21 protein-coding genes are annotated in these 20741 nt (G+C 68.7%); 13 read left to right on the top strand and 8 right to left on the bottom strand.

Going from position 1 to position 20741, the window contains the following annotated elements:
• Positions 1–13: 13 nt before the first annotated feature.
• Positions 14–166 (bottom strand): hypothetical protein, encoded by a 153-nt coding sequence (locus tag C8E96_RS16130; RefSeq protein ID WP_228770241.1) that lies wholly within the window; start codon positions 164–166, stop codon positions 14–16.
• A gap of 93 nt (positions 167–259) precedes the next feature.
• On the opposite strand from C8E96_RS16130, the gene C8E96_RS16135 reads away from it, so the two are divergent.
• From C8E96_RS16135 to C8E96_RS16160, 6 genes are read left to right on the top strand one after another with little or no spacing between them, the layout of a single operon-like run.
• Positions 260–781, top strand: coding sequence for a YbaB/EbfC family nucleoid-associated protein (locus tag C8E96_RS16135; protein ID WP_091383051.1), 522 nt, complete (start codon positions 260–262; stop codon positions 779–781).
• Positions 781–1107 carry a hypothetical protein gene (locus tag C8E96_RS16140; RefSeq protein WP_091383048.1) on the top strand — a complete coding sequence of 109 codons (327 nt, stop codon included), beginning with the start codon at positions 781–783 and terminating at the stop codon, positions 1105–1107. The genes C8E96_RS16135 and C8E96_RS16140 overlap by 1 nt, the downstream gene beginning before the upstream one ends.
• Positions 1104–2393 carry a hypothetical protein gene (locus C8E96_RS16145; protein WP_091383046.1) on the top strand — a complete coding sequence of 430 codons (1290 nt, stop codon included), beginning with the start codon at positions 1104–1106 and terminating at the stop codon, positions 2391–2393. Before C8E96_RS16140 ends, C8E96_RS16145 begins: the two co-directional genes overlap by 4 nt.
• Before the next feature lie 59 nt (positions 2394–2452).
• Positions 2453–3754, top strand: a complete 1302-nt coding sequence (locus C8E96_RS16150; protein ID WP_091383045.1) for a hypothetical protein — start codon at positions 2453–2455, stop codon at positions 3752–3754.
• On the top strand, positions 3744–4004 hold the full coding sequence (locus tag C8E96_RS16155; RefSeq protein WP_228770240.1) for a helix-hairpin-helix domain-containing protein: 261 nt from the start codon (positions 3744–3746) through the stop codon (positions 4002–4004). Before C8E96_RS16150 ends, C8E96_RS16155 begins: the two co-directional genes overlap by 11 nt.
• A gap of 14 nt (positions 4005–4018) precedes the next feature.
• On the top strand, positions 4019–4393 hold the full coding sequence (locus tag C8E96_RS16160; protein ID WP_091383042.1) for a PH domain-containing protein: 375 nt from the start codon (positions 4019–4021) through the stop codon (positions 4391–4393).
• Here C8E96_RS16160 and C8E96_RS16165 read toward each other — a convergent pair.
• Together C8E96_RS16165 and C8E96_RS16170 are read right to left on the bottom strand one after the other, a co-directional pair.
• Entirely contained in the window at positions 4390–4812 is a 423-nt protein-coding gene (locus tag C8E96_RS16165) for an OsmC family protein (RefSeq protein WP_091383040.1), read from the bottom strand. The genes C8E96_RS16160 and C8E96_RS16165 overlap by 4 nt on opposite strands.
• 364 nt (positions 4813–5176) lie before the next feature.
• Positions 5177–5854: a winged helix-turn-helix transcriptional regulator gene (locus tag C8E96_RS16170; RefSeq protein WP_091383039.1), complete on the bottom strand. Its 678-nt coding sequence runs from the start codon at positions 5852–5854 to the stop codon at positions 5177–5179.
• 116 nt (positions 5855–5970) lie between these two features.
• Here C8E96_RS16170 and C8E96_RS16175 point away from each other — a divergent pair, with 116 nt between their 5' ends.
• The gene (locus C8E96_RS16175) at positions 5971–7116 is read left to right on the top strand and encodes an acyl-CoA dehydrogenase family protein (RefSeq protein ID WP_166658019.1); all 1146 of its coding nucleotides are present in this window, start codon (positions 5971–5973) and stop codon (positions 7114–7116) included.
• A gap of 63 nt (positions 7117–7179) precedes the next feature.
• The gene (locus C8E96_RS16180; RefSeq protein WP_091383034.1) at positions 7180–8361 is read left to right on the top strand and encodes a cytochrome P450; all 1182 of its coding nucleotides are present in this window, start codon (positions 7180–7182) and stop codon (positions 8359–8361) included.
• Positions 8362–8363: 2 nt separating this feature from the next.
• On the opposite strand, the gene C8E96_RS16185 is transcribed toward C8E96_RS16180, so the two are convergent.
• Complete coding sequence (locus C8E96_RS16185; protein WP_133794507.1) at positions 8364–9455, bottom strand: hypothetical protein; 1092 nt, start codon at positions 9453–9455, stop codon at positions 8364–8366.
• A 12-nt stretch (positions 9456–9467) separates the two neighbouring features.
• Positions 9468–10064: an MmpS family transport accessory protein gene (locus C8E96_RS16190; protein WP_228770239.1), complete on the bottom strand. Its 597-nt coding sequence runs from the start codon at positions 10062–10064 to the stop codon at positions 9468–9470.
• 800 nt (positions 10065–10864) lie between these two features.
• On the opposite strand from C8E96_RS16190, the gene C8E96_RS16195 reads away from it, so the two are divergent.
• The 5 genes from C8E96_RS16195 to C8E96_RS16215 all read left to right on the top strand — a co-directional run bounded on the left by C8E96_RS16195 (position 10865) and on the right by C8E96_RS16215 (position 18566).
• On the top strand, positions 10865–13888 hold the full coding sequence (locus C8E96_RS16195) for a cupredoxin domain-containing protein (RefSeq protein WP_166658020.1): 3024 nt from the start codon (positions 10865–10867) through the stop codon (positions 13886–13888).
• 71 nt (positions 13889–13959) lie between these two features.
• Complete coding sequence (locus C8E96_RS16200) at positions 13960–15126, top strand: multicopper oxidase family protein (RefSeq protein WP_228770238.1); 1167 nt, start codon at positions 13960–13962, stop codon at positions 15124–15126.
• Between the two features lie 31 nt (positions 15127–15157).
• Positions 15158–15889 carry a YcnI family copper-binding membrane protein gene (locus C8E96_RS16205; RefSeq protein WP_091383026.1) on the top strand — a complete coding sequence of 244 codons (732 nt, stop codon included), beginning with the start codon at positions 15158–15160 and terminating at the stop codon, positions 15887–15889.
• 17 nt (positions 15890–15906) lie between these two features.
• Positions 15907–17670, top strand: a complete 1764-nt coding sequence (locus C8E96_RS16210) for a copper resistance protein CopC (protein WP_091383024.1) — start codon at positions 15907–15909, stop codon at positions 17668–17670.
• 74 nt (positions 17671–17744) lie between these two features.
• Complete coding sequence (locus C8E96_RS16215) at positions 17745–18566, top strand: helix-turn-helix domain-containing protein (RefSeq protein WP_091383021.1); 822 nt, start codon at positions 17745–17747, stop codon at positions 18564–18566.
• A gap of 4 nt (positions 18567–18570) precedes the next feature.
• Here C8E96_RS16215 and C8E96_RS16220 read toward each other — a convergent pair whose 3' ends face one another.
• From C8E96_RS16220 to C8E96_RS16230, 3 genes are all read right to left on the bottom strand, one after another.
• Complete coding sequence (locus C8E96_RS16220; RefSeq protein ID WP_091383020.1) at positions 18571–19071, bottom strand: general stress protein; 501 nt, start codon at positions 19069–19071, stop codon at positions 18571–18573.
• A gap of 101 nt (positions 19072–19172) precedes the next feature.
• Positions 19173–19373 carry a cold-shock protein gene (locus C8E96_RS16225; RefSeq protein ID WP_091383018.1) on the bottom strand — a complete coding sequence of 67 codons (201 nt, stop codon included), beginning with the start codon at positions 19371–19373 and terminating at the stop codon, positions 19173–19175.
• 205 nt (positions 19374–19578) lie between these two features.
• Positions 19579–20736 (bottom strand): N(5)-(carboxyethyl)ornithine synthase, encoded by a 1158-nt coding sequence (locus C8E96_RS16230; protein WP_091383017.1) that lies wholly within the window; start codon positions 20734–20736, stop codon positions 19579–19581.
• Positions 20737–20741: the final 5 nt, after the last annotated feature.

Here is a 20741-nt window from a genome sequence, read left to right on the forward strand (position 1 = left end):
TCGGCAAGTCGTCCTATGCGAAGAGTTCGCGGATGTCCTCCACGTCCAGACTCGCGCCGAACATGTTGCCGTCGTCCATGACGCTGGTGAACAGGTCGGCTTTGCGTGCCTTGAGGAGCATCACCTTCTCCTCGATGGTGTCCTTGGCGATGAGCCGGTACACCATGACGTTGCGGGTCTGGCCGATGCGGTGGGTCCGGTCGACGGCCTGTGCCTCGGTTGGTCAACTCCCTCAGGTGAGGGCTGACCTGGAGCAGCCATGACCAACACCGATCCCAACCTCGTCCTGTCCGACTACGAGAAGCGCGTGGCGGCGCTGCTTGAAAAAGCGGAAGAGGCGAAGACGCAGATCCGGGACCTGACCGGGTCAGCGACCAGCCAGGACGGCGCGGTGACGGTGACCGTCAGTGCGGCGGGGGCCTTGGTCGACCTGTCGTTCGGCGCGGAGGCCGAGGGGATGCCGCGGGCTCGGCTCGCGGCGTTGGTCATGGCTACCGCGCGGCGGGCGCAGGCGCAGGCAACGCAGCGGATCACGGAGATCATGGCGCCGATCATCGGCGACAACACTGATGCCATGCGGTTTCTGCACGAGCAGGTGCCGCCGGTGGTGGTGCCGGACGAGCCGCCGCCCGCGGCGCCGGTGTTGCGGCAGTTCAATGAGGAAGAGGCGGCCGAACAGCCCCCGCAGGCGCCGATTCGTCAGCCCAGGCCCGCCCGCGCGACCGACGAGGACGAAAACGACTACGACCAGGGCGATCCGTTGAGCAGGGGGGACAAGTAATGCCGGACGGTGGTTTCCAAGTCGACCTGGAGGTCCTCGAAGCGCACGAGCGGGAACTCAAGGCCTTGCTCGACAACATGCCCGACGCCGCCGACGCGGGTGATTCCTTCTGGAATCCGGACGTCTTCGGCATCGTCGGCATGTTCGCCGCCCAGACGCTCAACCTCTGGACCAACGACGCGGTAGAGCTTGTCGGCAAAACGAAGGCAGCCGGGGAGGAGATGGCGGGGCGGTTCAAAGAGATGCGCGAGGCCTATGCCAACGGGGACCAGGAGTCTGCGGCCATGTTCGAGGCGATCCTCAAGCAGCTTGAGGCGCGGAAATGACCGAACCACAGAGCCCGCTCAACGCGACCGAGGACTGGTCTCCGGCCAACCTCATCAAGCCCCCCAATTTTGACAGTCCGACTCAGTCCTGGGACGGCTCCGGGTTGTTCGGCAGCGCCGCGAACATCGTCTACGACGGCATGAAGGGCGACTGGGGTGCGCTCGCGGGTGACGCGGTCGGCGGCGGCCTCGACCTCCTCGGCTTCGCGATGGACCCCCTCGGCACCGTGCTCTCCGGCGTCATCGGCTGGCTGATCGAGCACATCGGCTTCCTCAAGGAGCCCTTGGACTTCCTCGCGGGTGACCCGGACGCCATCACCGCGATGGCTCAGACGTGGACCAACATCGCCACCCGGATGCAGCAGACCGCCGAGGCCTACACGAACTCGTTGAAGGCCGTCGCGGGGACGAATGGGGCCGCGATCGCGGCTTACCAGGCATCGGTGAACAACTTCGCACAGGTCGTCGCCGGAGGAGCCACCCACGCGCAGAACGCGGCGGCCGCGGTGACTGTGGCCGCCGAGGTCGTCGGTGTCGTTCGTGGGGTCGTTCGGGACGCGATCTCCGAATTCGCGTCGAACGCGATCATCAAGTTCGCCGCCGCCAGCGCCCTGACGCCGATCACGTTCGGCGCCTCGCAGGCCGCGTTCATCGCCGACACAGTCGTCGAAGGCGCGGTCCTCGCTGGGAAGAACGCGAAGAAGGTGGCCAAGGTCGTCAAGAAGCTCGACGGCTTCGCGGATGATGCCAAACGGTCACGCAACATCCTCAAGTCCACGACCGAGGGACTCGACAAGGGCGTCCGCAAATATGTCCAGGACGTGGCGGACGTCGCGGGCAAGAACGCGCGCGACGTCAAGAAAGTGGTCGCGGGCAAGGCGGACCCGAAGATCCTCGAGAACGTGGGCAAGCGGGCCGACGAGCTGAAGGCCGCTCGCAAGGCGCTCCCCGCCGACCCTGCACTCAGCAAGTACGTGAAAATGGGCTATCGCGACCAGTTCGGATCCAACAACCCGATGCTGGACCGGATAGGTGACAAGTTTGAACGAACCGGCACCATCGGCGGGGTGGAGGTTTCGCTTCCCACGGTTCCCGGCTTGATCGCCGACGCCACCGTGCAGGCCACCAGCGACCAGACCCACCGCGAGTCGGACGCGCGAGCCAAGCAGGCGGAGAAGGACGAGAAGTGGGACGAACACTGGGAGCGCGAACGGACCAAGGCGCGGGGATCTGACGGGTCAACAGTGAGCGAGACGCAGCCCTGGCGTGCCGAAGGGACATTGTGAGCCTCCCGGCTGGGGTGTCCTCCGCGCTTCGAATGCTGACCTTGGCCGCACGGTGGGCAATGGCGATCTTCCTGATGGTGATCGGCCTGGTCATCCCCTACGTCATCTATGCCGTGCTAAGGGCGTGGGACCACCGAAGATCCGAGCGATTTTGGGCAGGCTTGGTGAATGAGCCTGTCGTGCACGATGATTCGGTTGTCTACGCACTCGGAGAGTTGCGGGAGACACTCGCCGCAGGCCTGATCTGGTGGCTGGCCCTCACCTTTGTGCTTGTGGCTCGGCGGCGTTCCTCCGGAAGCTGGACGCGGATCCTTGGCGCGTTCTCGCTGATGGGGTACTTCTTCGTCGCACTCGGTTCAATGGTCACCTTCAACAGGAACTTGGAAGGGTCGTTCGGATTCGTTCTCGGGCTGCTCACCCTTGCCGCCACCGTCATCGTCTGTGGGAGCATGCACAGACTCGCCGTTCTCGTGATGACCCGGCCGGTCGCCGGTGACCTGATCCGTTCCGGCCTTGAGATCCCCTTTCGGGTCCGCGGCCAGCGGGCGCGGTTGCGGGTCCAGCATGACCGCGTGGTGATGGACCACCTTTCGTCCAGGTTCAAGCGGGGGCCGGCGACCGCGATGTCCTTCGACGAACTGCGGGTGGTCGGATTGGGCGAGCTGGCCAAGGCATCCTCGCTCAAGGTGGTCGTTGATTCGTCGACAGACATTCTGGGTGAGTCGGTGCGGCTGCCGCTGTCGCCTGGTCCGGCGCTCTGGCTGGTCGGGTCGACCCGACAATGGGTCGTTCCGGTCGATGAGCGGGACGGCCGCCGGGCGGTCGCAGTCATCGAGCAGCGCCGCATCGTGTGCGACGAACTCGTCGATCCGGAGGCCTACGTGGAAAGCAGGGGCGCTCGGGTGGCGAAGTGGGAGGCCGCGAGGACCGCTCGCATGCATGTACTCAACCTGAATCTGTCGCACCGAGCGCGGCGCCGCCGCAATCCCGCCCAGTGGCGTCCGGCGGAATTGAAGGGCACGGTCCAGTTGGTGGTAGTGGCCGGATTCTGCCTGTCCTCGCTGCTCGGCAGCCTGGTCATGTTGTGGGCCGAATTCATGGGCTACGGCGGCGGGAAATTCACCGAACAAATCATCGTGTCGGGGATCTTCGGGCTGCTGCTCGCACCCCTGTCCTGGTTCCCGATTCGACGGCTTCGGAACTACTTCCGCGCGCGGCGCCATCTGGAGGCCAACCCGGTCCAGCCAAGCCTCAACTTGATGCCGGTCGGGATACCCAGTCGGCCGTCCGTGGCCGGTTGGACAACCTTGACCACGAACGCTCGGTCAGCCCCTGACAAGCTGAGCGCAGGTGTTCGCTGACGGCCTGATGATCGTTTTGGGTGACGGCGAAGGGTGTGGAATGGCCGAGATTCCAGGCAGGGTAGGCAAACCGGCGCTGCGAGCGTTCGCAGCTGCTGGATTCTCGACAGTGGAGCAGTTCGCGCAGGTGAGTGCCGTGGAGGTTGCCGCGCTGCATGGGCTGGGGCCGAAGGCGGTTATCGTGATGCGGGAGTCGTTGGCGGAGTTGGGATTGACGTTCGCTGACGAGCCGGGTGTCCAGCCGTCTTGAACTAGCATGGGCTCATGATCGATTTCGAGAAGAGCTCCGTGTTCAGGCTGTCTCCCTGCGACCCAAGGGATATCGCTCCCTCAGTTGCCCCGATCATCATCGCCGGTGAGGAGATCGCCCTCTGCTTCAAGGGCGCCAGGGACTTCGTCGTGTTCACCAACAAGCGGCTGATCGCGGTGAACGTCCAGGGGATCACCGGGAAGAAGCGGGACTTCACTTCCCTGCCGTACAGCAAGATCCAGGCGTTCTCCATCGAGACCGCCGGGACCTTCGACCTCGACGCCGAGCTTGATCTGTGGTTCAGCGGGCTCGGCAAGGTGCGGCTGGAGTTCAAGGGGCGGGCCGACATCCGCCAGATCGGTCACATGATCGCGTCTTTCGTGCTCTAACGGACTTCGATGCGGACCGGGGTGCCTGCCTCGACGGTTCGGCTGACGGTGCACAGGCGGTCGTGGGACTGCTTGGCGGCGCGGGGGAGGGCTTCTCGGGCGGTGTCGCCTTCCCGACCTTCGGGGAACCGGACGGTGAAGGTGACTTCGAGGTTGTCCATGTGGTTGCCGTGTTCGGCGTCGCGGAGTTTGTCGCCCGTGGTGGTGATGGTGAAGGTGGTGGGTTCGGCTCGGCGGCTCGTGATGTAGTCGACGTCGATGGCGGTGCAGCCACCGATGGCGGCGAGGAGGAGTTCCACGGGGGTGAAGTCGGTGTCCTTGCCCTCGCCGATGGTGATGGTGCCGCCGCGGACGTTGGTGACCTCGTATCGGCCGAGGCTGACCCGGTCGATGGAAACCGTGCGCTTGGTGTCGCTCATGTCGTCCTTCCGTGATCGTTCGCCTCACAGTACGGCGGCTCGGCCGAAACGTGGACCGGAGGCAGACAAGGCGAGTGGGTGTAGGGGTGAACTGGGCCATGGTGAGTGGACCTGACTACGGGGGTCCGGCGACCGGCCGCGCTCTACCGGATGGCCACAATCCTGCTTGGCGGGTGGCCTGATCGACAGATAGGGGACCGGGGTGTCTGGTTGCTGCTCGCCTTGGGGGCGGCAGGTCTCGTCGCGGGGGCCGGGCTGGTGACCACGGCCAGCCATGAGCATGCCGAGGTGGGGGCGTGGTTGTGGGTACGTCGGGTGGCCGTGACGGTGTCGCTGGTCGCAACATCCGCCGCCCAAAGGCTGACTACCCGCCCCCGGCCTTGGCCAGTTGGGCGGCTTGGACGTACGGCGCCGCTGGGCTCAGTTGGAGCCAGGTGGGGAAACCGCGGACTATCCAGCGGGCACCGGTCAGGGTGAGGGCTCCGGTCTTGGCCGCCGCCGTGAGGTCGATCTCGCCCTCCCACACCCGGAACAGGGTTGCGATGTCCGACGCCAGAACCGCGTCGATGTCGAAGCCCGGATCGGTGTAGCAGACCGAGGCGTCGCCGGGTTCCAGGACCAGCCAGAAGACGCGGGAGCGGTCGGCGACCTCGATTTGGATCACCGCTCGCTTGGTGAGTTCGCTGGTGTCCACTCGGCCGTGGAGCCACCACATCAGGACCTCGGGGTCCAGTTCCTCCGGTTTGGGGTCGCCGAAGGCGTGGCGGGCGCCCCAGTCGGCCAGGCCGAAGACGAGGGGGCGCAGGTCCTCGCCCGCCTGGGTCAGCGCGTAGGCACTGTCCGTGTGGGTGACGATGCCCGCGTTCTCCAGCTGCCGCAGCCGCCTGGACAGCAGGGCCCGGGAGAGGCCGGGCAGGCCGCGCGAGAACTCGTTGAAGCGGGTGGCGCCGGTCAGCATCTCGCGGACTATGAGCAGGGTCCAGCGGTCGCCGAGGGCTTCCACCGCTCGGACGATCGGGCAGTACTGGGCGTAGGGCCGCATACCTCGGAGTCGCGCGTGGACACCCGGAGCGTTACGGGTGCGGTTCAGTTTCTGCACTACCTGGACGCGTGCGGCGTTCCTAGCGTTGGGCGGACACCGATATGGGAGGTATCGCCATGACCGTCATCGACCGTCCGGTCCAGACCCGCTCGTTCCCCACCGCCATCCGCCCCGACGACGCCAAGTTCGTCGGGCTCGCCGCCGACATCGGGGCTGTCGCGGCCGCGCACGCCGCGGAACACGACCGGGACGCCACGTTCGTCTCCGAGGCGTACGCGGTCATGCGGGAGCGGGGGTATCTGGCGTTGTCCGTGCCCGAGGAACTGGGCGGGCTGGGCGCCACGATGCGGCAGGTGCTCTACGCGCAGGCCGAGTTGGCCCGGCACGACGGGGCGACCGGGCTGGCCAGCGCCATGCACCAGTACCTGACCCTGATGCAGGGTTTCCGCCGCCGCAAGGGGGCACCGGACGCCGAGGGGGTGCTGCGCCGCGTGGCGGCTGAGGGGATCGTCATCGCGACCAGCGGCGGGTCGGACTGGCTGTGGCCGACGACGACGGCGGTGGCCGTGGACGGCGGGTTCCGGGTCAGCGGCCGCAAGGCGTTCTGCAGCCAGTCGCCCGCGGCGACCGTGGTGGCGACGTCCGCGGTGCTCGGCGACGAGGTGCTGCACTTCAGTGTGCCGTTCGCCGCCGACGGGGTCCGGATCGAGGAAACGTGGGACACGCTGGGGATGCGGGGCACCGCGAGCCACGACGTCGTCCTCGAGGACGTGTTCGTGCCCGCCGACAAGATCGCGGGACGGCGGCCCTACGGCGAGTTCGGCGTGCCCCTGATGGCCGCGGCCATCCACTTCGCGCCGGTGGTCGGGGCGACCTACTTCGGCATCGCCGCCGCCGCGCGGGACGTGGCCGTGGCTGGGGCGAACCCGCAGGCCCAGCGGCAGATCGGGCTCATGGACTCGCACCTGCGCACGGCCTGGTGGTCGCTGATGGGCGCCGTCGAGGAACTCGGGGACGACTACGGGCTGGAGCCGTCGACGCTGGCCACCGTGATGCTCGCCAAGCGGCACGCGGTCATCTCGGCCATCGCGGTCGTGGACCTGGCGATGGACATCATGGGCGGGCGGTCCTTCTTCCGGCGCTTCCCGCTGGAGCGGGCCTACCGCGACGTCCGGGCGGGCCGGTTCCACCCGCTCACCCCCGAGGTGACCCTCAACTACGTGGGCAAATTGACCCTGGGCGACTCCGGCGTCACGCAGTGACGTCACATCTCGGGTGGGTGCGGCGATGTAGTCGGCGTGCCGTTGCCCGGGAGAGAGGCGTCCATGATCACCGTTGCCGAGAGTGTGTTCGCCGCCCAGTTCGACTCGCCGATGACATTGGGGCGCAGGCTCGCCGCCCTGGGGCGGGAGGTGCCGGTGGTGTTCGACCAGCGGATGGGTGCGCCGTTGGTGTTGCGCCACAAGGATGTCTCGGCCGCCCTGCGCGACACCGCGACGTTCGGCACCCAGTTCTACGGCATGGGTCCGATGGCGGCGTCGATGATCGCGCACGACGGGGCCGAGCACACCCGGCAGCGGCGGATCCACAACCGGTTCTTCAGCCCGGGGGTGAGCCGACGCTACGAGGAGCGGATCGTTCCCATCGCCGTGCGGACGTTCGGTTCGCTGGAAGGCGAGCGGGCCGAGTTGGTCGAGGACGCCATCGCCCGGTATCCGATGCAGGTGTTCCTGGACTTGTTGGGGATTCCCGACGACGTCGGCGACCAGGGGCTGGCGTGGGTGCGGACGATCGTGAGCTGGTTGGGCTCGCCGATGGAGGAAGCGCTTGCGGCACCGGGGATGCAGGCTTACCAAGAGCTCAGCGACTACACCCGGACGCTGGTCGAGGCGGAGTTGGCCGACCCGAAGGACAACCTGCTCGGCGAGATCATCCGGGCGCACCTCGACGAGGACCAGTTCTCGCTGGAGGCGTGTGTGGTCGCCGTGGTGGGGCTGATCCTGGGCGGGTTCGAGACGACCATCCAGATGATGACGGCGACCATCAGCTCGCTGCTGCTCAACCCCGACGCCCTCGACCAGGTGCGCGCGGACCGGTCGCTGATCGAGCCCGCCATCGATGAGGCGTTCCGCTGGGCCAACCCGTCCGCGGGGCTGTATCGGTTGGTGCTCAAGGACGTCGAGATCGCGGGGACGCCGATCGCCGCCGGGAGCATGGCCTACTTCTGCATCGCCGCCGCGCACTACGACGAGGAGGCGTTCCCGGAGCCGGAGGTGTTCGACGTGCGACGGCGGCCCGCCCAGCTCGGGTTCGGGCTGGGACCGCACTACTGTGTGGGCGCGCCGCTGGCCAGGATCGAGGTCCGGGCGGCTGTCGACGCACTGCTCGACGGCTGTCCCGGGTTGCGGCTCGATCCTGGCCAGGAGCTGACATTCCGTTACGGCGCAAGGGGTTTCGTCCAGCACGGCACGGACGCCGTGCCGGTGGTGTGGTCACCCCGAGCCTGAGGTCACCGCTTCACGACGGGAACCGGGATCCGCAGCTGCCGCCACTGAAGTCCCAGCCGGGACGCCCCCGCCGGGGCCGAGCGGCGCAGCGCGATGGTCCGGGCGGTCTGGGCGGCCACCAGGGCGATCAGCAGGGCGGCCAGCACGATGGGGCCGTAGGACAGGCCGCGGGCGGCGGCGGGCAGCGGGACCGCGCTGCCCGTGGTCCGGTTGTCCGCGGCCGTGTCGCCCTGCCCGGCCAGGCCGAACTGGGGAACCGGGCTGTTGCCCGCCGGGGCGGTGAGGACGGCGACGGCTTCGGGCGGCAGGCCGAGCCCCGGCGCCCTGGTCTTCCACTCGACCGGGTACTCCAGCGCCTGGTTCGAGCCTCCCGGCGAGCCCGCGGGACGCTCCGGCGCCGCACCGGGCGGCACGGCCGGGCCGGACTCGTGGTACGACGGCGGCGCGCCGGGAGTGCCTGGGGCGCCTGGCTTTCCGGGGGCGGGACGGACTGTGGTCGTCGGCGCCGAGCCCGGACTTCCGGGGGCCGGGTTGGTGGGCGGCGGGGTGCCCGGGTTCGCGCCGATGGCGGTGCCCGCCACCTCGCCGACGACACCGCAGGTCTGGGCGATCGTGCTCCACACCGTCGGCAGCAGGGTGCCGATGACGGGGGAGAGGACCGGCAGCCCCAGCAACTGCGTGGTGACCGCGTTGGCGATCACGTCGCCGTTGATCATCGCCTGGCCGGTGTCGGGCACCGCGCCGATGGGGATCGGCGGCAGGGTGGACCACACCTGCTTGAACAGGATCCGGGTCACGCCGAGCGGGTCGAGCGGGGCCAGGGCGGCGAGGATCGGCGGTTCGACGGCCGAGGGCCGCAGCGCGATGGGCTGGCCGGGCGCGCCGACCACACGGGCCGAGCAGCTTTCCAGCACGACCGTCTCGGCGGCTGATGAGACGCCCGCACCCATCAGGAGACCGCCGGACACCATGGCGACGAGGCTCAGCAGCACGCCGAACCGCCGGGCACGCACGGGGACGGACGACGCGGCTGTCTCGGTGCGCGGGTCAGGCGACAGGTGAGCTCTACCGCGTGGACGCGACAGGTACCGCATGTCCGTGCTCCCTTACTTCGGGTTGGGGCGGATCACCGCGGAGCAGGCCACGTTGGAGTACTGGCCGGGCGCCACACCCTGGTTGACCACTTGGCCGTCGACGCTGACCGAGCAGGAGATCGAGTCCGCGTCGGCGTTGGCCGCGAGGAGTTGCGCGATGCCGATGCCGGGGCCGACGGTGATCTGGACTTCCTTGCGCCACGGCAGGTCCACGCCCTCGACCTTCTCGGTCTGGGCGGTCCCGTCGACGACGTACCGGATCTCCGGGGACTTGCCGACGCCGTTGACCTCATAGACGACCGTGTGGGTGCTTTTCGGCAGTACGGCCTGTCGGTCGCGGATCTGTTCCTCGGGTTCCGGCTCGCCGTCGAACGCGCCGGTGAGCACGAGCACGGCGACGAATAGCGCGGCCACCCCCAACAGCCAGGGCAGCCACCAAGTCTTTTCCGCGAGCTTTCGCGATTTCGTCGGCGGCGGGCTCACCGTGGAATCCGATTCCACGGCTTTCGACTCGGACTCCTCGACGTTCTCCGCCGCCGCGGCCGTCGTGGATTCTTTGTCGACGTCGTCCTCGACGACATCGACTGCCTTCGCTTGGGTCTCACTCACGACTTGGGTCCTCCCTGGGCGACGGCCGAAACGACTGGTCGGATGGTGGCACGAGAGATCCGGCCTTGGCTAGAGGGGCCTATCTCACAGGTCTGCCGATTAACATTCAAGCAATCTTTCGCCCTGTCGATCACGCGGTCGGCGGCGGTGGGGACATTTGCCCAGCTTAAGGCTCCTCTCAGGTCTCTCTTAGAAGTCTCTCAGGTGGCTCTCAGGTGTCGCCGATGGCGAAAAAACGCATTGCCGGGTAGATAACCGAACAGGCAAATACCCGTCATTCGCTACCGGTCGGTCACTTAGGATTGTGCCTCTGACCTGCTAAAACAAGGCTGACGAGCGTGTGTCCGACCACTCGCGAAGGTCGGGACAACAATTGTTCGATCAGGTGGAAAGTGGGCCGAAAATTCTTGCGCTCACCCGCCTGGTCGAGGCCGAGTGATCGGAAGATCGTCTCGTGTTAACAAAGCAGAGATTAACCGGACATCCTTCATTGCGGTACTTGGTCCCACTTCTCCGGGATTCCTGAGAAGGCGGTACCGTTCACCCCCAGGAGCTCGCAATGGCAGACCTCCGGCCCGATGCCCGATCAATTCGCCGACAGGATTCGCACGGCAAGGACCCACCGAAAGGCACCCCGGTGCCCCGGTGAGTTCTCGCCGTGTCTTTGTCGATCGGCAGAGGCGGCAATTCGTTCCACCTCCCCGGTTCGGGTAGCGCGATCTCACCCTGCGCGGGATCGCGCTACCCGAACCCGATAAGAAGGGAATGGCATGCGCTCGTCGCGTCATTATTCGCCGCGTATGTTCCCGTCCGGGAGGGGCGCCCCGCGCCGCTCCCGGACGACACGGTTCATCGCCGCGTCGTCAGTCCTCGCGCTCGGCATTCTGGGCGCCGCGGTCCCGTCCCCTGCCCTGGCGGCGACCCACTCGGTGACAATGCAGAACCTGCAGTACAACCCGGCGTCGATGACCGTCGCCGTCGGGGACACCGTCACCTGGTCCAACTCGGACTCGGTGATCCACAGCGTGACGGGCGGACCGCTCAACTCGCCGGACCTCGGTCCGGGAGCGTCCTACTCGTTCACCTTCACCGGCCCGGGCACCGTCGACTACCGGTGCAAGTTCCACCCCGACATGGTGGGCCGGGTCGTCGTCGAAAGTGGTGGACCCTCGCCCACCACGACCACGGTGCCCCCGACGTCCACCACGGCACCCACCGCCACGCAGCCTCCGACGGCGACCCCGCCGCCCGGTGGCGGCGGTGGCACCGCGACCAGCGCCCCCGGTGGCGCCCCGGTCGGCGTCGGTCCGCTGCCGGTGTCGTTCGACCTGACCGACGCCAACGGCTCCTGGTTCGACACGAACTTGAACCTGGGTCCGTCGATCGGCCAGTCGCTCGCCGTGGCGGTCCTGCCGCGGGTGAACCTGGGCTCCGTGCTCAACGGGGTTCCGTCGGTGAACCCGTCGGGCATCCCGCTGCTCGGTGGCGGCGGTCTGCCGGACGTGGGCGGCCTGCTGCCCGGTGTCGGCGGCGGCGCGCTCCCGGGTCTGCCCGACCTCGGCGCGGGCCTTCCGGGCCTGCCCGGTGGCGGTGGCGGCCTTCCGGGTCTGCCGGGCCTGCCGGGTCTCCCCGGTGGTGGCGGCGGAGCTCTTCCCGACGTCGGCGGCCTGCTCCCGGGTCTCGGCGGCGGCCTCCCGGGCACGGGTGATCTCCCGCTGCTCGGCGGTGGCAGCCTCCCGCTGCTGGACGGCACCACCGTCCCGCTGCTCGGCGGCGGCCTCCTGGCCGGTCTCGACGCGGCCAAGACGCTGAACCTGGACAACATCACCCAGGTCAACAGCGTGCTCGGCAAGGGCGGCCTGCCGTTGCTCGGCGACCTCGGGGTCGACCCGAACTCGCTGTTCAACCTCGACGCCATGCGGCAGGCGATCTTCCAGCTGCTGCCCACGGGCGACCAGCGGATCAGCAAGGCGAACTCGCTGCTCGACCAGCTGACCAGCCAGGTGAAGGCCCTCCCGGCCGACGCCCCTATCTCCCTGGACAGCCTGCCGGTCGGCCCCGAGCTGGAGGACCTCCTGGAGGACCTGCGGACCTTCGCCGAGAACGACGTGCAGCTCCCGGTGACGTTGAACTTCAACATCGCCAACCCGGACGCCGAGTCGGCGCACACGCCCACGAGCCTCATCTGGCCCGAGGGCGCCAAGGGTTTCCCGGCTGACGTGCCGGGTGCCTTCGTCGGTGCGACGAGCTACCAGCTCACCGAGCCCGGTCTGTACGCGTTCACCTGCAAGATCCACCCGTACATGCTGGGTGCGGTCGTGGTCGACGACCCGCTCACGCTCGGCCTTGACTTCGGCAAGAAGCTCGGCGTCAACGCTCGCGGTCTGAGCGTGCCGTCGAACGCCGACATCATCGCCCAGCTGGTCCAGAAGTTCTTCGTCATCACGGTGGAGGACAACTGGCAGACCTTCAGCGACACCGAGGAGCGGACCTGGAACCCGCAGTTCCCGCCCGCCCCGATCCTGATGTACGACGACAAGGGCAGGCCGGAACTGGTGCCCAGCCTCGACTCGTACCTCAAGAGCAAGTTCGGCTTCCCGAAGAAGCTGCCCGCCCTGGGCAAGAAGCCGTCCACGCCTGGTGTCGGTGACGTCTGGATCGCGACCCAGATGGAGGAGTACGCGGAGAAGTCCAAGACCGGCTCGATCACCAAGGTCGACACCGCGACCTGGAACGTCGAGCAGAAGATCTCCGCGCCGGAGATCAACCAGAACAACATCCACAACATGTGGACGGACAAGAACGAGACTGTCCTCTACGGCAATGAGTGGTTCGGCGATGAGATGAACACCTACGATCTCAAGACCGGCAAGTTCATCCGCCAGCTCGAAGTCGGCCCCGACCCATCGCACGTGATGAGCCGGACCGACACCGACCAGCTCCACGTGGCCATCAACGGCGGTGGCTCCGTCCTGGAGATCGCACCGGGCGGCACCCGGATCGATCGACGTCTTCCGGTGCAGGCGCCGGGCGGCAAGATCGCCCACCCGCACGCCCACTGGATGACCGGTGACGCCAAGATCATGGCGACGCCGAACGTCAACACCTACAACGCGACCCTGGTCGACATCCCGACCGGCAACATCAGGCACGAGAAGACCGGCGAGATGCCGATCGCCACGGGCATGACGCCGGACGGCAAGAAGACGTACATGGCCGACTTCCTCGGCGCGACCGTCTCGTGTATCTCCAACTACGAAGACGCCTGTGTCGACGGCAGTGCGAAGGCCAAGCACAAGAGCATCAACCTGTGGGGCAGCTACGACCCGGTCGCCGGTGGCACCGGACCGTTCGGCGGTCTGCCGATCCAGCTGCCGGTGGCACCGGACAACTCGGCTCTCCTGGTGGCGAACACGTTGACGTCCAACATCACCGTGATCGACCCCAAGACCGACGAGATCGTCAAGTGGCTGCCGTGTGACGCCGGATGTCACGGCATCAACTACGGGGCGAAGAAGGGCGGCGGCTACTACGCCTACGTCTCCAGCAAGTTCGCCAACACGCTGGCCGTGGTCGACCCCGACCCGAACGGCGACGGCAACCCTGAGGACGCCGCCGTTGTCGGAAAGATGGTGCTCGACGGCAACCAGGGCACCGTCAACGACGGAACCATCACCAAGTGGGCCGGTTTCGGCGGACAGGGCGTTCTCGCCATTCCGCTGGCCTACGAGGGCTGGGTCCAGAACGCGCCCAGCAACGCGGTCAACGACCAGTTGACCTGTCGCCAGCGGCACCCGGTCACCTACGCGACCGATTGTTCATAACCGCCGGATAGCGGGTCGGGGAGCCGCCTCCGGGCGGCTCCCCGACCCACCGGTCGACGAAAAGGAAAGCCATGAGTTCTCCGCAGTCGCCGCGCGGGTTCGCCACCAAACCCGCCATCACCTTCGCCCTGGTCTCGGTGATCGCCCTTCTCGGCACGCTGATCTCGAGTTCCTCGGCGCCCACAGCCAAGGAGTCGCTCCCCGTCGACGTGTCCCCGGTCGCCGCCGCCGCGCAGGCGCAGTCCGGTGGCGGCGACGACCTCGGTGACGGCACCCGCCTCGCGGAGTGGCGCATCGTCGACGGGGTAAAGGTTTTCCACCTGACCATCGCCCCCAAGCAGTGGGAGACCAAGCCCGGCGTGATCAAGGCCGGCTACAGCATCAACGGTCTCATCCCGGGCCCGGTGATCCGGGTCAACGAGGGCGACAAGGTGCGTTTCGTGGTCAAGAACGACATGCCCGAGGAAACCGCTTTGCACTGGCACGGCATGGATCTGCCCAACGACCAGGACGGCGTGCCGATGCTCACGCAGCCGCCGATCGAGCCGGGCACGACCTACACCTACGAGTGGACCGCGATCAGCACCGGCAGCCACTGGTACCACTCGCATCACCACGGTGAGCAGGAGAGCAAGGGCGTCTACGGCTCACTGGAGATCGTGCCCCGCCTCGGCGACATCCCCGCCGACCGCGACTACCGGATCATGACCGGCGACGGCGCGCTCGGGTTCGTCATCAACGGCAAAAGCTTCCCGGCGACGGCCCCGCTGCGCGCCCGGGTCGGGGAACGGGTGCGGTTCCGGCTCATCGGCACCGGTCCGGAGATGATCCACCCGATGCACCTGCACGGCGGGTTCTTCGAACTCGTCGCCCAGGACGGGAAGCGGCTGCCGTTCCCGCAGCGGATGGACACCCTCCTGCTCGGCGTCGGGCAGACCTACGACATCGTGTTCGTCCCCACCAAGCCGGGCAAGTGGATGCTGCACTGCCACATTTTCTCCCACTCCGAGACGCACGAGGGCATGAGCGGGCTGGTCTCGATCCTGCACGTGGACCCGGCCGCGGTGGCGCTGCCCGAACTCGGCAAGCTGCCCACGGCCGTGCCGAACCTGCCGGTGCCAAGGCTTCCGCTGCCCGCGCTTCCGCTGCCCGCACTGCCCGCCTTGCCGCTCGTGCCAGGTGTCCCCGCGCCGGTGGAGCCGCTGGGCGGCCCGGCTCCCGCCCATTCGCACAGCTGACCCCGTTCGCCTGAGCACGAAAGGGATTCCCATGTCACGTTCCATCTCGGCGGCGATCCGCGTTCTCGTCGTGGCGTGCGTCGCAGGCGCCGCGATGCTCGTCGGCGCCCATACCGCGCTCGCGCACGTGTCCGTGTCGGCCGACGGCGCCGTGCCCGGCAAGTACACCAAGGCCACTTTCCGTGTCCCCAACGAGAAGGAGACCGCGTCGACGGTCCGGCTGGAGGTGACCTTCCCGGCCGACCACCCGTTCGGCCGGGCGTCGGTCGCGCCGCCCGCGGGCTGGACCGCGACGGTGAAGACGCGCAAGCTCGACGTCCCGGTCAGCCACCACGGCGGGGCCAAGCTGACCGAGGGCGTCGAGTCGATCACCTGGGAGGGCGGGGAGATCAAGCCCGGCGAGTTCGCCGAGTTCCCGGTGTCCTTCGGCCCGTTGCCCGCCGACGCCGACCGGCTGGTGTTCAAGGCCCTGCAGACCTACTCCGACGGCGACGTCGTGCGGTGGATCGAGACGCCGCGCGACGGCGCCCCCGAGCCGGAGTACCCCGCTCCGGTGCTGACACTGGCCGCCGCGCCCGCCACGGCGTCGGACGCGGGCACCGATGTGCTCGCCCGGGTGCTCGGGCTGGTCGGTGCGGTGACCGCGTTCGGCGCGCTCGCCGCCTGCGTCGCGGTGCTGCCCGCCGTCCGGCGCCGGACGGCCCAGCCGAGGGCGGAGATCCCGCCCGCCCGTGTTCCCGTCAAGGAGAAGGCGCAGGTCTGACCATTCCTGGAGTCGTGATGTCCGTGCTGTCGCCATCCCGCGCGCGGCTGGTGTTCGCCGCCTTCCTCACCGCCCTGTCCGCCATGCTCGTCAACCCGGCGCCCGCGTCGGCGCACGCCGTGCTGGTCTCGTCCACGCCCGGTGGGTGGCAGCTGCTCGGCGACTCGCCCAAGGAGGTGTCGCTGCGGTTCACCGAATCGGTCGACGTCGGCCTGGCAGGCATCCGGCTGATCGGCCCGCGCGGCAACGACATCGCGGGGCTCGGGGCGCCGCGGCACCCCGAGGGCAAGCAGGACACGGTGTCCGTGCGGATACCGGAGACGCTCGCCAACGGCACGTACACCGTGTCATGGCGGGTCGTGTCGGCCGACACCCATCCGATCCAGGGCGCCTTCACCTTCAGCGTCCGCGAGGCCACTGCGCCCGCGTCGGCTGAGGCTTCGGCGACCGGGAACGGTGTCGCGGCGGTGTTGTACGGCGTGGCCCGGTGGCTGGCCACAGCCGGGTTCGCGCTGTTGGTCGGCACCGCGTTCGTCATCGCCGTGTGCTGGCCGGGAGCGCGGGCGCGACGCGGGATCCGACGCCTGGCGGTGGTCGGCGCGGGAACGGCGACCGCCGCCTCCGTGGCGGCCCTGGGGCTCTATGGGCCGTACGCGAGCGGCGGGTCCCTCGGGGGGATCGTCGATCCGGCTGTTCTCGGCGCGACCGTGGACAGCCGGATCGGCCTCGGCCTGGTGACCCGGATCTTGTTGCTGGGCATCACCTCGGCGCTCCTGGTGCGTTTCCTGCGTCGCGACGAGACCGAGGGCGACCTGCCCACCCGGCAGCGCGCGCGCCGGGGAGTCCTGGTGCTGGCGGGTGCGGGAGTCCTCGCCGCGACCTGGAGCCTGGTCGCGCACGGAGCCGCGGACACGCTCGCACCGCTGACCGTCCCGATAGGACTGATCCATCTCGCCGCGATCGGCGTCTGGCTCGGCGGGCTGCCCGCGATCGCGGTCCTGCTGCGCTCCGGTGACATCACGGCGATGCGCACGGCGGTACCCAGGTTCTCCACGACCGCGGGGATCTGTGTCCTCGTGGTCGCGGTGACCGGGCTGTATCAGGGTTGGCGGCAGGTCGGCACGTTCTCCGCGCTGGTCGGCACCACCTATGGCTGGTGGCTGCTGGGGAAGCTGGCGCTTGTCGGCATCCTGCTGGGCTCCGGTGCGATCGCGCGCCGCTGGGTGCACCGGCACTACGGGTTCGAGGTCGCCACCGTGACCGAGAAGCGCCGCGCCAAGCGCGGGCCGGAGACCGCCGAGGTGGGCCGGTTCCGCAAGGTGGTCGTGGTCGAGGTGGCGCTAGCGGTGGCGCTGCTCGGCGTCACCGCGACCCTGGCGGCGGCCGAGCCCGCGCGGGCCGAGCAGGAGCGGCTGACCAACCCGCCCAAGGCCGCGGCGGGCCCGCTGTCGGTGGCGGTGCCGTTCGACGCGGGCGGGTTCCACGGCAAGGGGCAGGTGGCGATGGTGCTGACCCCGTCGAAGGTCGGCAAGAACGAACTGCATCTCGCGGTGCTCGACCCGGTCGGCAAGCCCAAGACGGTGCCGGAGGTACGGGCCGAACTCCGGCTCGCCGCGGCCGGGATCGGCCCCATCCCGGTGAAGCTGGTGCCCGGCGGGCCCGCGCACTACGTCTCGCTCGACGTCGGCCTGCCGATGCCGGGGGAGTGGGAACTCGCCGTCGTGGTGCGCACGTCCCCGATCGACCAGACCACGGTCCGGGTTCCGGTAAACACCACGTGACTTGCCACCGACAGGACGAGACCCCCTGCTCGAGCCGTCGTTGACAGATCATCCTCAAGGAAAGGCGGAGGCGGATGAGGTCGGTGCCACTGGTGACCGGGGATCCCCGGGCGTTGCCCGCCAACGTGCTCGCGGACCTGCGCAGGCGGGTGGTCGCGGCGGTCGAGACGGGAATGGCCCAGGTGGACGCCGCGCGGCTCTTCGGGGTGTCGCGGCAGACGGTCGGGCTGTGGGTGCGCGAATACCGCGACCGCGGGGACAGCGCGTTCGTCCCCGGCAGGCGCGGACGCAGGCCCGGCGAGCAACTCGCCCTGGCCCCGGCCCAGCAGCTGTGGGTCGCGCGGGCGATCATGCGGCACACCCCGGACGCGATCGGCCTGCGGTACCGGGTGTGGACCCGGCAGGCGGTGACCGAGCTGATCAACCGCGAGTTCATGGTGATGCTCGGCGCGACGACGGTCGGCAACTACCTCGTGCGGTGGGGATTCCCGGGGCCGCAGGACCTGTTGCGCACGCTGCGCGGGCGCAACGCGGTGGCGGTCAGCCGGGCGAACCGGTACGGCGGCGGCGAGCGGCAGGCCTGGCTGCCCGGCGCCGAGGTGATCTGGGTGGGCCACGGCAGTCCGAAATGGACGATGGACGCGCAGGGCGGCGGCTGGGCCGACCTGAGCGTGCTGCAGGCGGTCTCGAACCGCGGCGCGATGTCGTTCCTGGCGTGCGAGGACCCGTTCGACGCCGGGCAGGTGCGCGCGTACCTCGAGCGGCTCGCCGCGCACCTGCGGCGGCGGGTCAACGTCGTGGTGACCTGGCTGCCCGCGCGCGGCTACGACCGGGCCCAGAGTTGGGACATCGGGGCCGCGGCCGTCCGCTTCGTCGACCTCGAGGAGGAGCGGTGACGGATCAGCCCCTGGGCGGCCGCGCCAAGACGAGCTGGGCGAGGAGGTCGCGACCCTGCTCCGCGGTCTTGGGCAGGCTGAGCACGTCGTAGCGGCGAGCCACGAGCTGGCTGTGCGAGACGAAGTCGCGCTTGCCCTTCGCCGGGCGGTACTTGAGGGCGGCGGACGCCATGCCGAAGCCGAGGCCGGTGACCAGGCCGATGAGGATCGGCGGGAGGGCGCCACCTTGGGTGACCAGGCTCAGCAGCAGGCCGACCATCAGACCGAGCCACGCGCCGGACGCGGCGCCCGCGCCGAGGACGCGGCCCCACGTCAGCTTGCCGTCCACCCGCTCGACGAGCATCGGGTCGATGCCGACGATGGTCAGCGTCTCGACCGGGAAGTCTTTGCGCGCCAAGTGGTCCACGGCGCGCTGGGCCTCGGCGTAGGAGTCGTAGGAGCCGATCGGCCAACCCTCGGGCAGCGTCGGAGTGGACACCTTGTTGGTGGGAGCGAACGCAGTCATTTTCTCACCTCTCGCATCCTCGACGGTACACCGTCGGTCACAACACGAACGGCCCCTCGACCCGTGCATGGGTCGAGGGGCCGGTAGTCCGTGGGTACTGCTTAGACGATGCGCACGCCGACGGCCTGCGGGCCCTTGGGGCCCTGGGTGATCTCGAACTCGACCTGCTGGTTCTCGTCCAGGCTGCGGAAGCCGTTGGAGTCGATCTCCGAGTAGTGGACGAACACGTCCGGGCCACCCTCATGCGCGATGAAGCCGAAACCCTTTTCGGCGTTGAACCACTTCACGGTTCCCTGAGTCATTGAATTCTCCTACTTGTGGTGCTGGATCGGGTTCCGCGAACCGCGGTACCCGGGTCGGGTCAGACGACGACATCTCCAGCTTGTCCAACAAGAGAGAGAGCGCCCGCAACCATCGTTTCCGCGAGCTTTGACACACGAACACAAAATTGACGACCATCAGCTTCAACCACCGGCGCCACCGGTTTGTTCCCGAAGGTGGCGCAGGTCACTGCCCAGCCGGGATGAGCCGCGCGTGCGGGTGCTCGGCGGCGCGGCCCTGGAAGGCCAGGATGCTCGGGTTGCGGATGACCCCGTCGCGGATCTCGATGGCCCGGCCGATGGTGGGGTCGGCCTCCCAGGCCGCCGGTCCCGACAGCACGGTCCGCAGGTGGGGGAGCAGCGCCTCGCTGATCTCCCAGGTGGCGGCGTCCCACAGGTGCGACGGGCTGTGGTCGACGGCGTAGTAGCGGACCCGGTCGCCCACGGTGAACATCGGCTCGGTGAACGTCGTCGGCATGGCCCAGCTGAAGCCCATCGCCTCGTCGCAGGAGACGTCGATGATGAGGCTGCGCGGGGCGAACCGGTCGAGGTCCTCCTCCATCAGGAACATCAGCGGCGCGTCGGTGTCCTGCAGCACGCAGTTGACGACGATGTCGTGCTCGGCGAGGAAGTCGGCCAGCGGCTTGCGGCCGCTGTCGGTCAGCGCGTGGCTGCCGCGCGGGTCGGTGTCGTCGCTCTCCAGGTGGACGATGTTCGCCGAGTGGATCGGCGAGCTGACCGCGGTGACGCCCCGGCCGGTGAGGATGTGCACGTCGTGCACGCCGTGGGCGTTGAGCGCGGTGACCGCGCCGCGGGCGGTGGCGCCGAAGCCGATGACGACCGCGCGCAGCCTGCGGCCGTAGTCGCCGGTGCTCCCGGTGAGCTGCAGCGCGTGCATCACCGAGCAGTAGCCCGCGAGTTCGTTGTTCTTGTGGAACACGTGCAGGTTGAACCGGCCGTCGCTGGTCCAGTGGTTCATCGCCTCGAACGCGATCAGGGTCAGCTTGCGGTCGATCGCCGACTGGGTGACCGCCGCGTCCTGCACGCAGTGCGGCCAGCCCCAGAGCACCTGTCCCTCGCGCAGGGTGTCGACGTCTTTGGCCAGCGGCTTGGGGTTGAGGATGACGTCGCACTCGGCGAGCAGCCACTCGCGCGAGCGGATGCCCGCCACGAGCGGCGCCAGTTCCTCGTCGGGGACGTCGAAGCGTTCGCCGTATCCGGTCTCGAGGTACATCCGCGCGCGCAGGTCGGCGTCGATCCGGTCGAAGTGCAGCGGGTGGATCGGCCGCCGGTGTTCGTTCTCCTTGCTGGACTGGGAAAGGATGCCGAGAGTGAGTAGTGCCATCGAGA

The sequence above is a fragment of the Actinokineospora alba genome, from assembly GCF_004362515.1.
Taxonomy (GTDB): domain Bacteria; phylum Actinomycetota; class Actinomycetes; order Mycobacteriales; family Pseudonocardiaceae; genus Actinokineospora; species Actinokineospora alba.

Bases quoted from the DNA above. Each gene is read 5' to 3' on its own strand.
- C8E96_RS16130 (WP_228770241.1), bottom strand. From the start codon at position 166: ATGGTGTACCGGCTCATCGCCAAGGACACCATCGAGGAGAAGGTGATG.
- C8E96_RS16135 (WP_091383051.1), top strand. From the start codon at position 260: ATGACCAACACCGATCCCAACCTCGTCCTGTCCGACTACGAGAAGCGC.
- C8E96_RS16140 (WP_091383048.1), top strand. From the start codon at position 781: ATGCCGGACGGTGGTTTCCAAGTCGACCTGGAGGTCCTCGAAGCGCAC.
- C8E96_RS16145 (WP_091383046.1), top strand. From the start codon at position 1,104: ATGACCGAACCACAGAGCCCGCTCAACGCGACCGAGGACTGGTCTCCG.
- C8E96_RS16150 (WP_091383045.1), top strand. From the start codon at position 2,453: ATGGCGATCTTCCTGATGGTGATCGGCCTGGTCATCCCCTACGTCATC.
- C8E96_RS16160 (WP_091383042.1), top strand. From the start codon at position 4,019: ATGATCGATTTCGAGAAGAGCTCCGTGTTCAGGCTGTCTCCCTGCGAC.
- C8E96_RS16165 (WP_091383040.1), bottom strand. From the start codon at position 4,812: ATGAGCGACACCAAGCGCACGGTTTCCATCGACCGGGTCAGCCTCGGC.
- C8E96_RS16170 (WP_091383039.1), bottom strand. From the start codon at position 5,854: ATGCGGCCCTACGCCCAGTACTGCCCGATCGTCCGAGCGGTGGAAGCC.
- C8E96_RS16175 (WP_166658019.1), top strand. From the start codon at position 5,971: ATGACCGTCATCGACCGTCCGGTCCAGACCCGCTCGTTCCCCACCGCC.
- C8E96_RS16180 (WP_091383034.1), top strand. From the start codon at position 7,180: ATGATCACCGTTGCCGAGAGTGTGTTCGCCGCCCAGTTCGACTCGCCG.
- C8E96_RS16185 (WP_133794507.1), bottom strand. From the start codon at position 9,455: ATGCGGTACCTGTCGCGTCCACGCGGTAGAGCTCACCTGTCGCCTGAC.
- C8E96_RS16195 (WP_166658020.1), top strand. From the start codon at position 10,865: ATGTTCCCGTCCGGGAGGGGCGCCCCGCGCCGCTCCCGGACGACACGG.
- C8E96_RS16200 (WP_228770238.1), top strand. From the start codon at position 13,960: ATGAGTTCTCCGCAGTCGCCGCGCGGGTTCGCCACCAAACCCGCCATC.
- C8E96_RS16205 (WP_091383026.1), top strand. From the start codon at position 15,158: ATGTCACGTTCCATCTCGGCGGCGATCCGCGTTCTCGTCGTGGCGTGC.
- C8E96_RS16210 (WP_091383024.1), top strand. From the start codon at position 15,907: ATGTCCGTGCTGTCGCCATCCCGCGCGCGGCTGGTGTTCGCCGCCTTC.
- C8E96_RS16215 (WP_091383021.1), top strand. From the start codon at position 17,745: ATGAGGTCGGTGCCACTGGTGACCGGGGATCCCCGGGCGTTGCCCGCC.
- C8E96_RS16220 (WP_091383020.1), bottom strand. From the start codon at position 19,071: ATGACTGCGTTCGCTCCCACCAACAAGGTGTCCACTCCGACGCTGCCC.
- C8E96_RS16225 (WP_091383018.1), bottom strand. From the start codon at position 19,373: ATGACTCAGGGAACCGTGAAGTGGTTCAACGCCGAAAAGGGTTTCGGC.
- C8E96_RS16230 (WP_091383017.1), bottom strand. From the start codon at position 20,736: ATGGCACTACTCACTCTCGGCATCCTTTCCCAGTCCAGCAAGGAGAAC.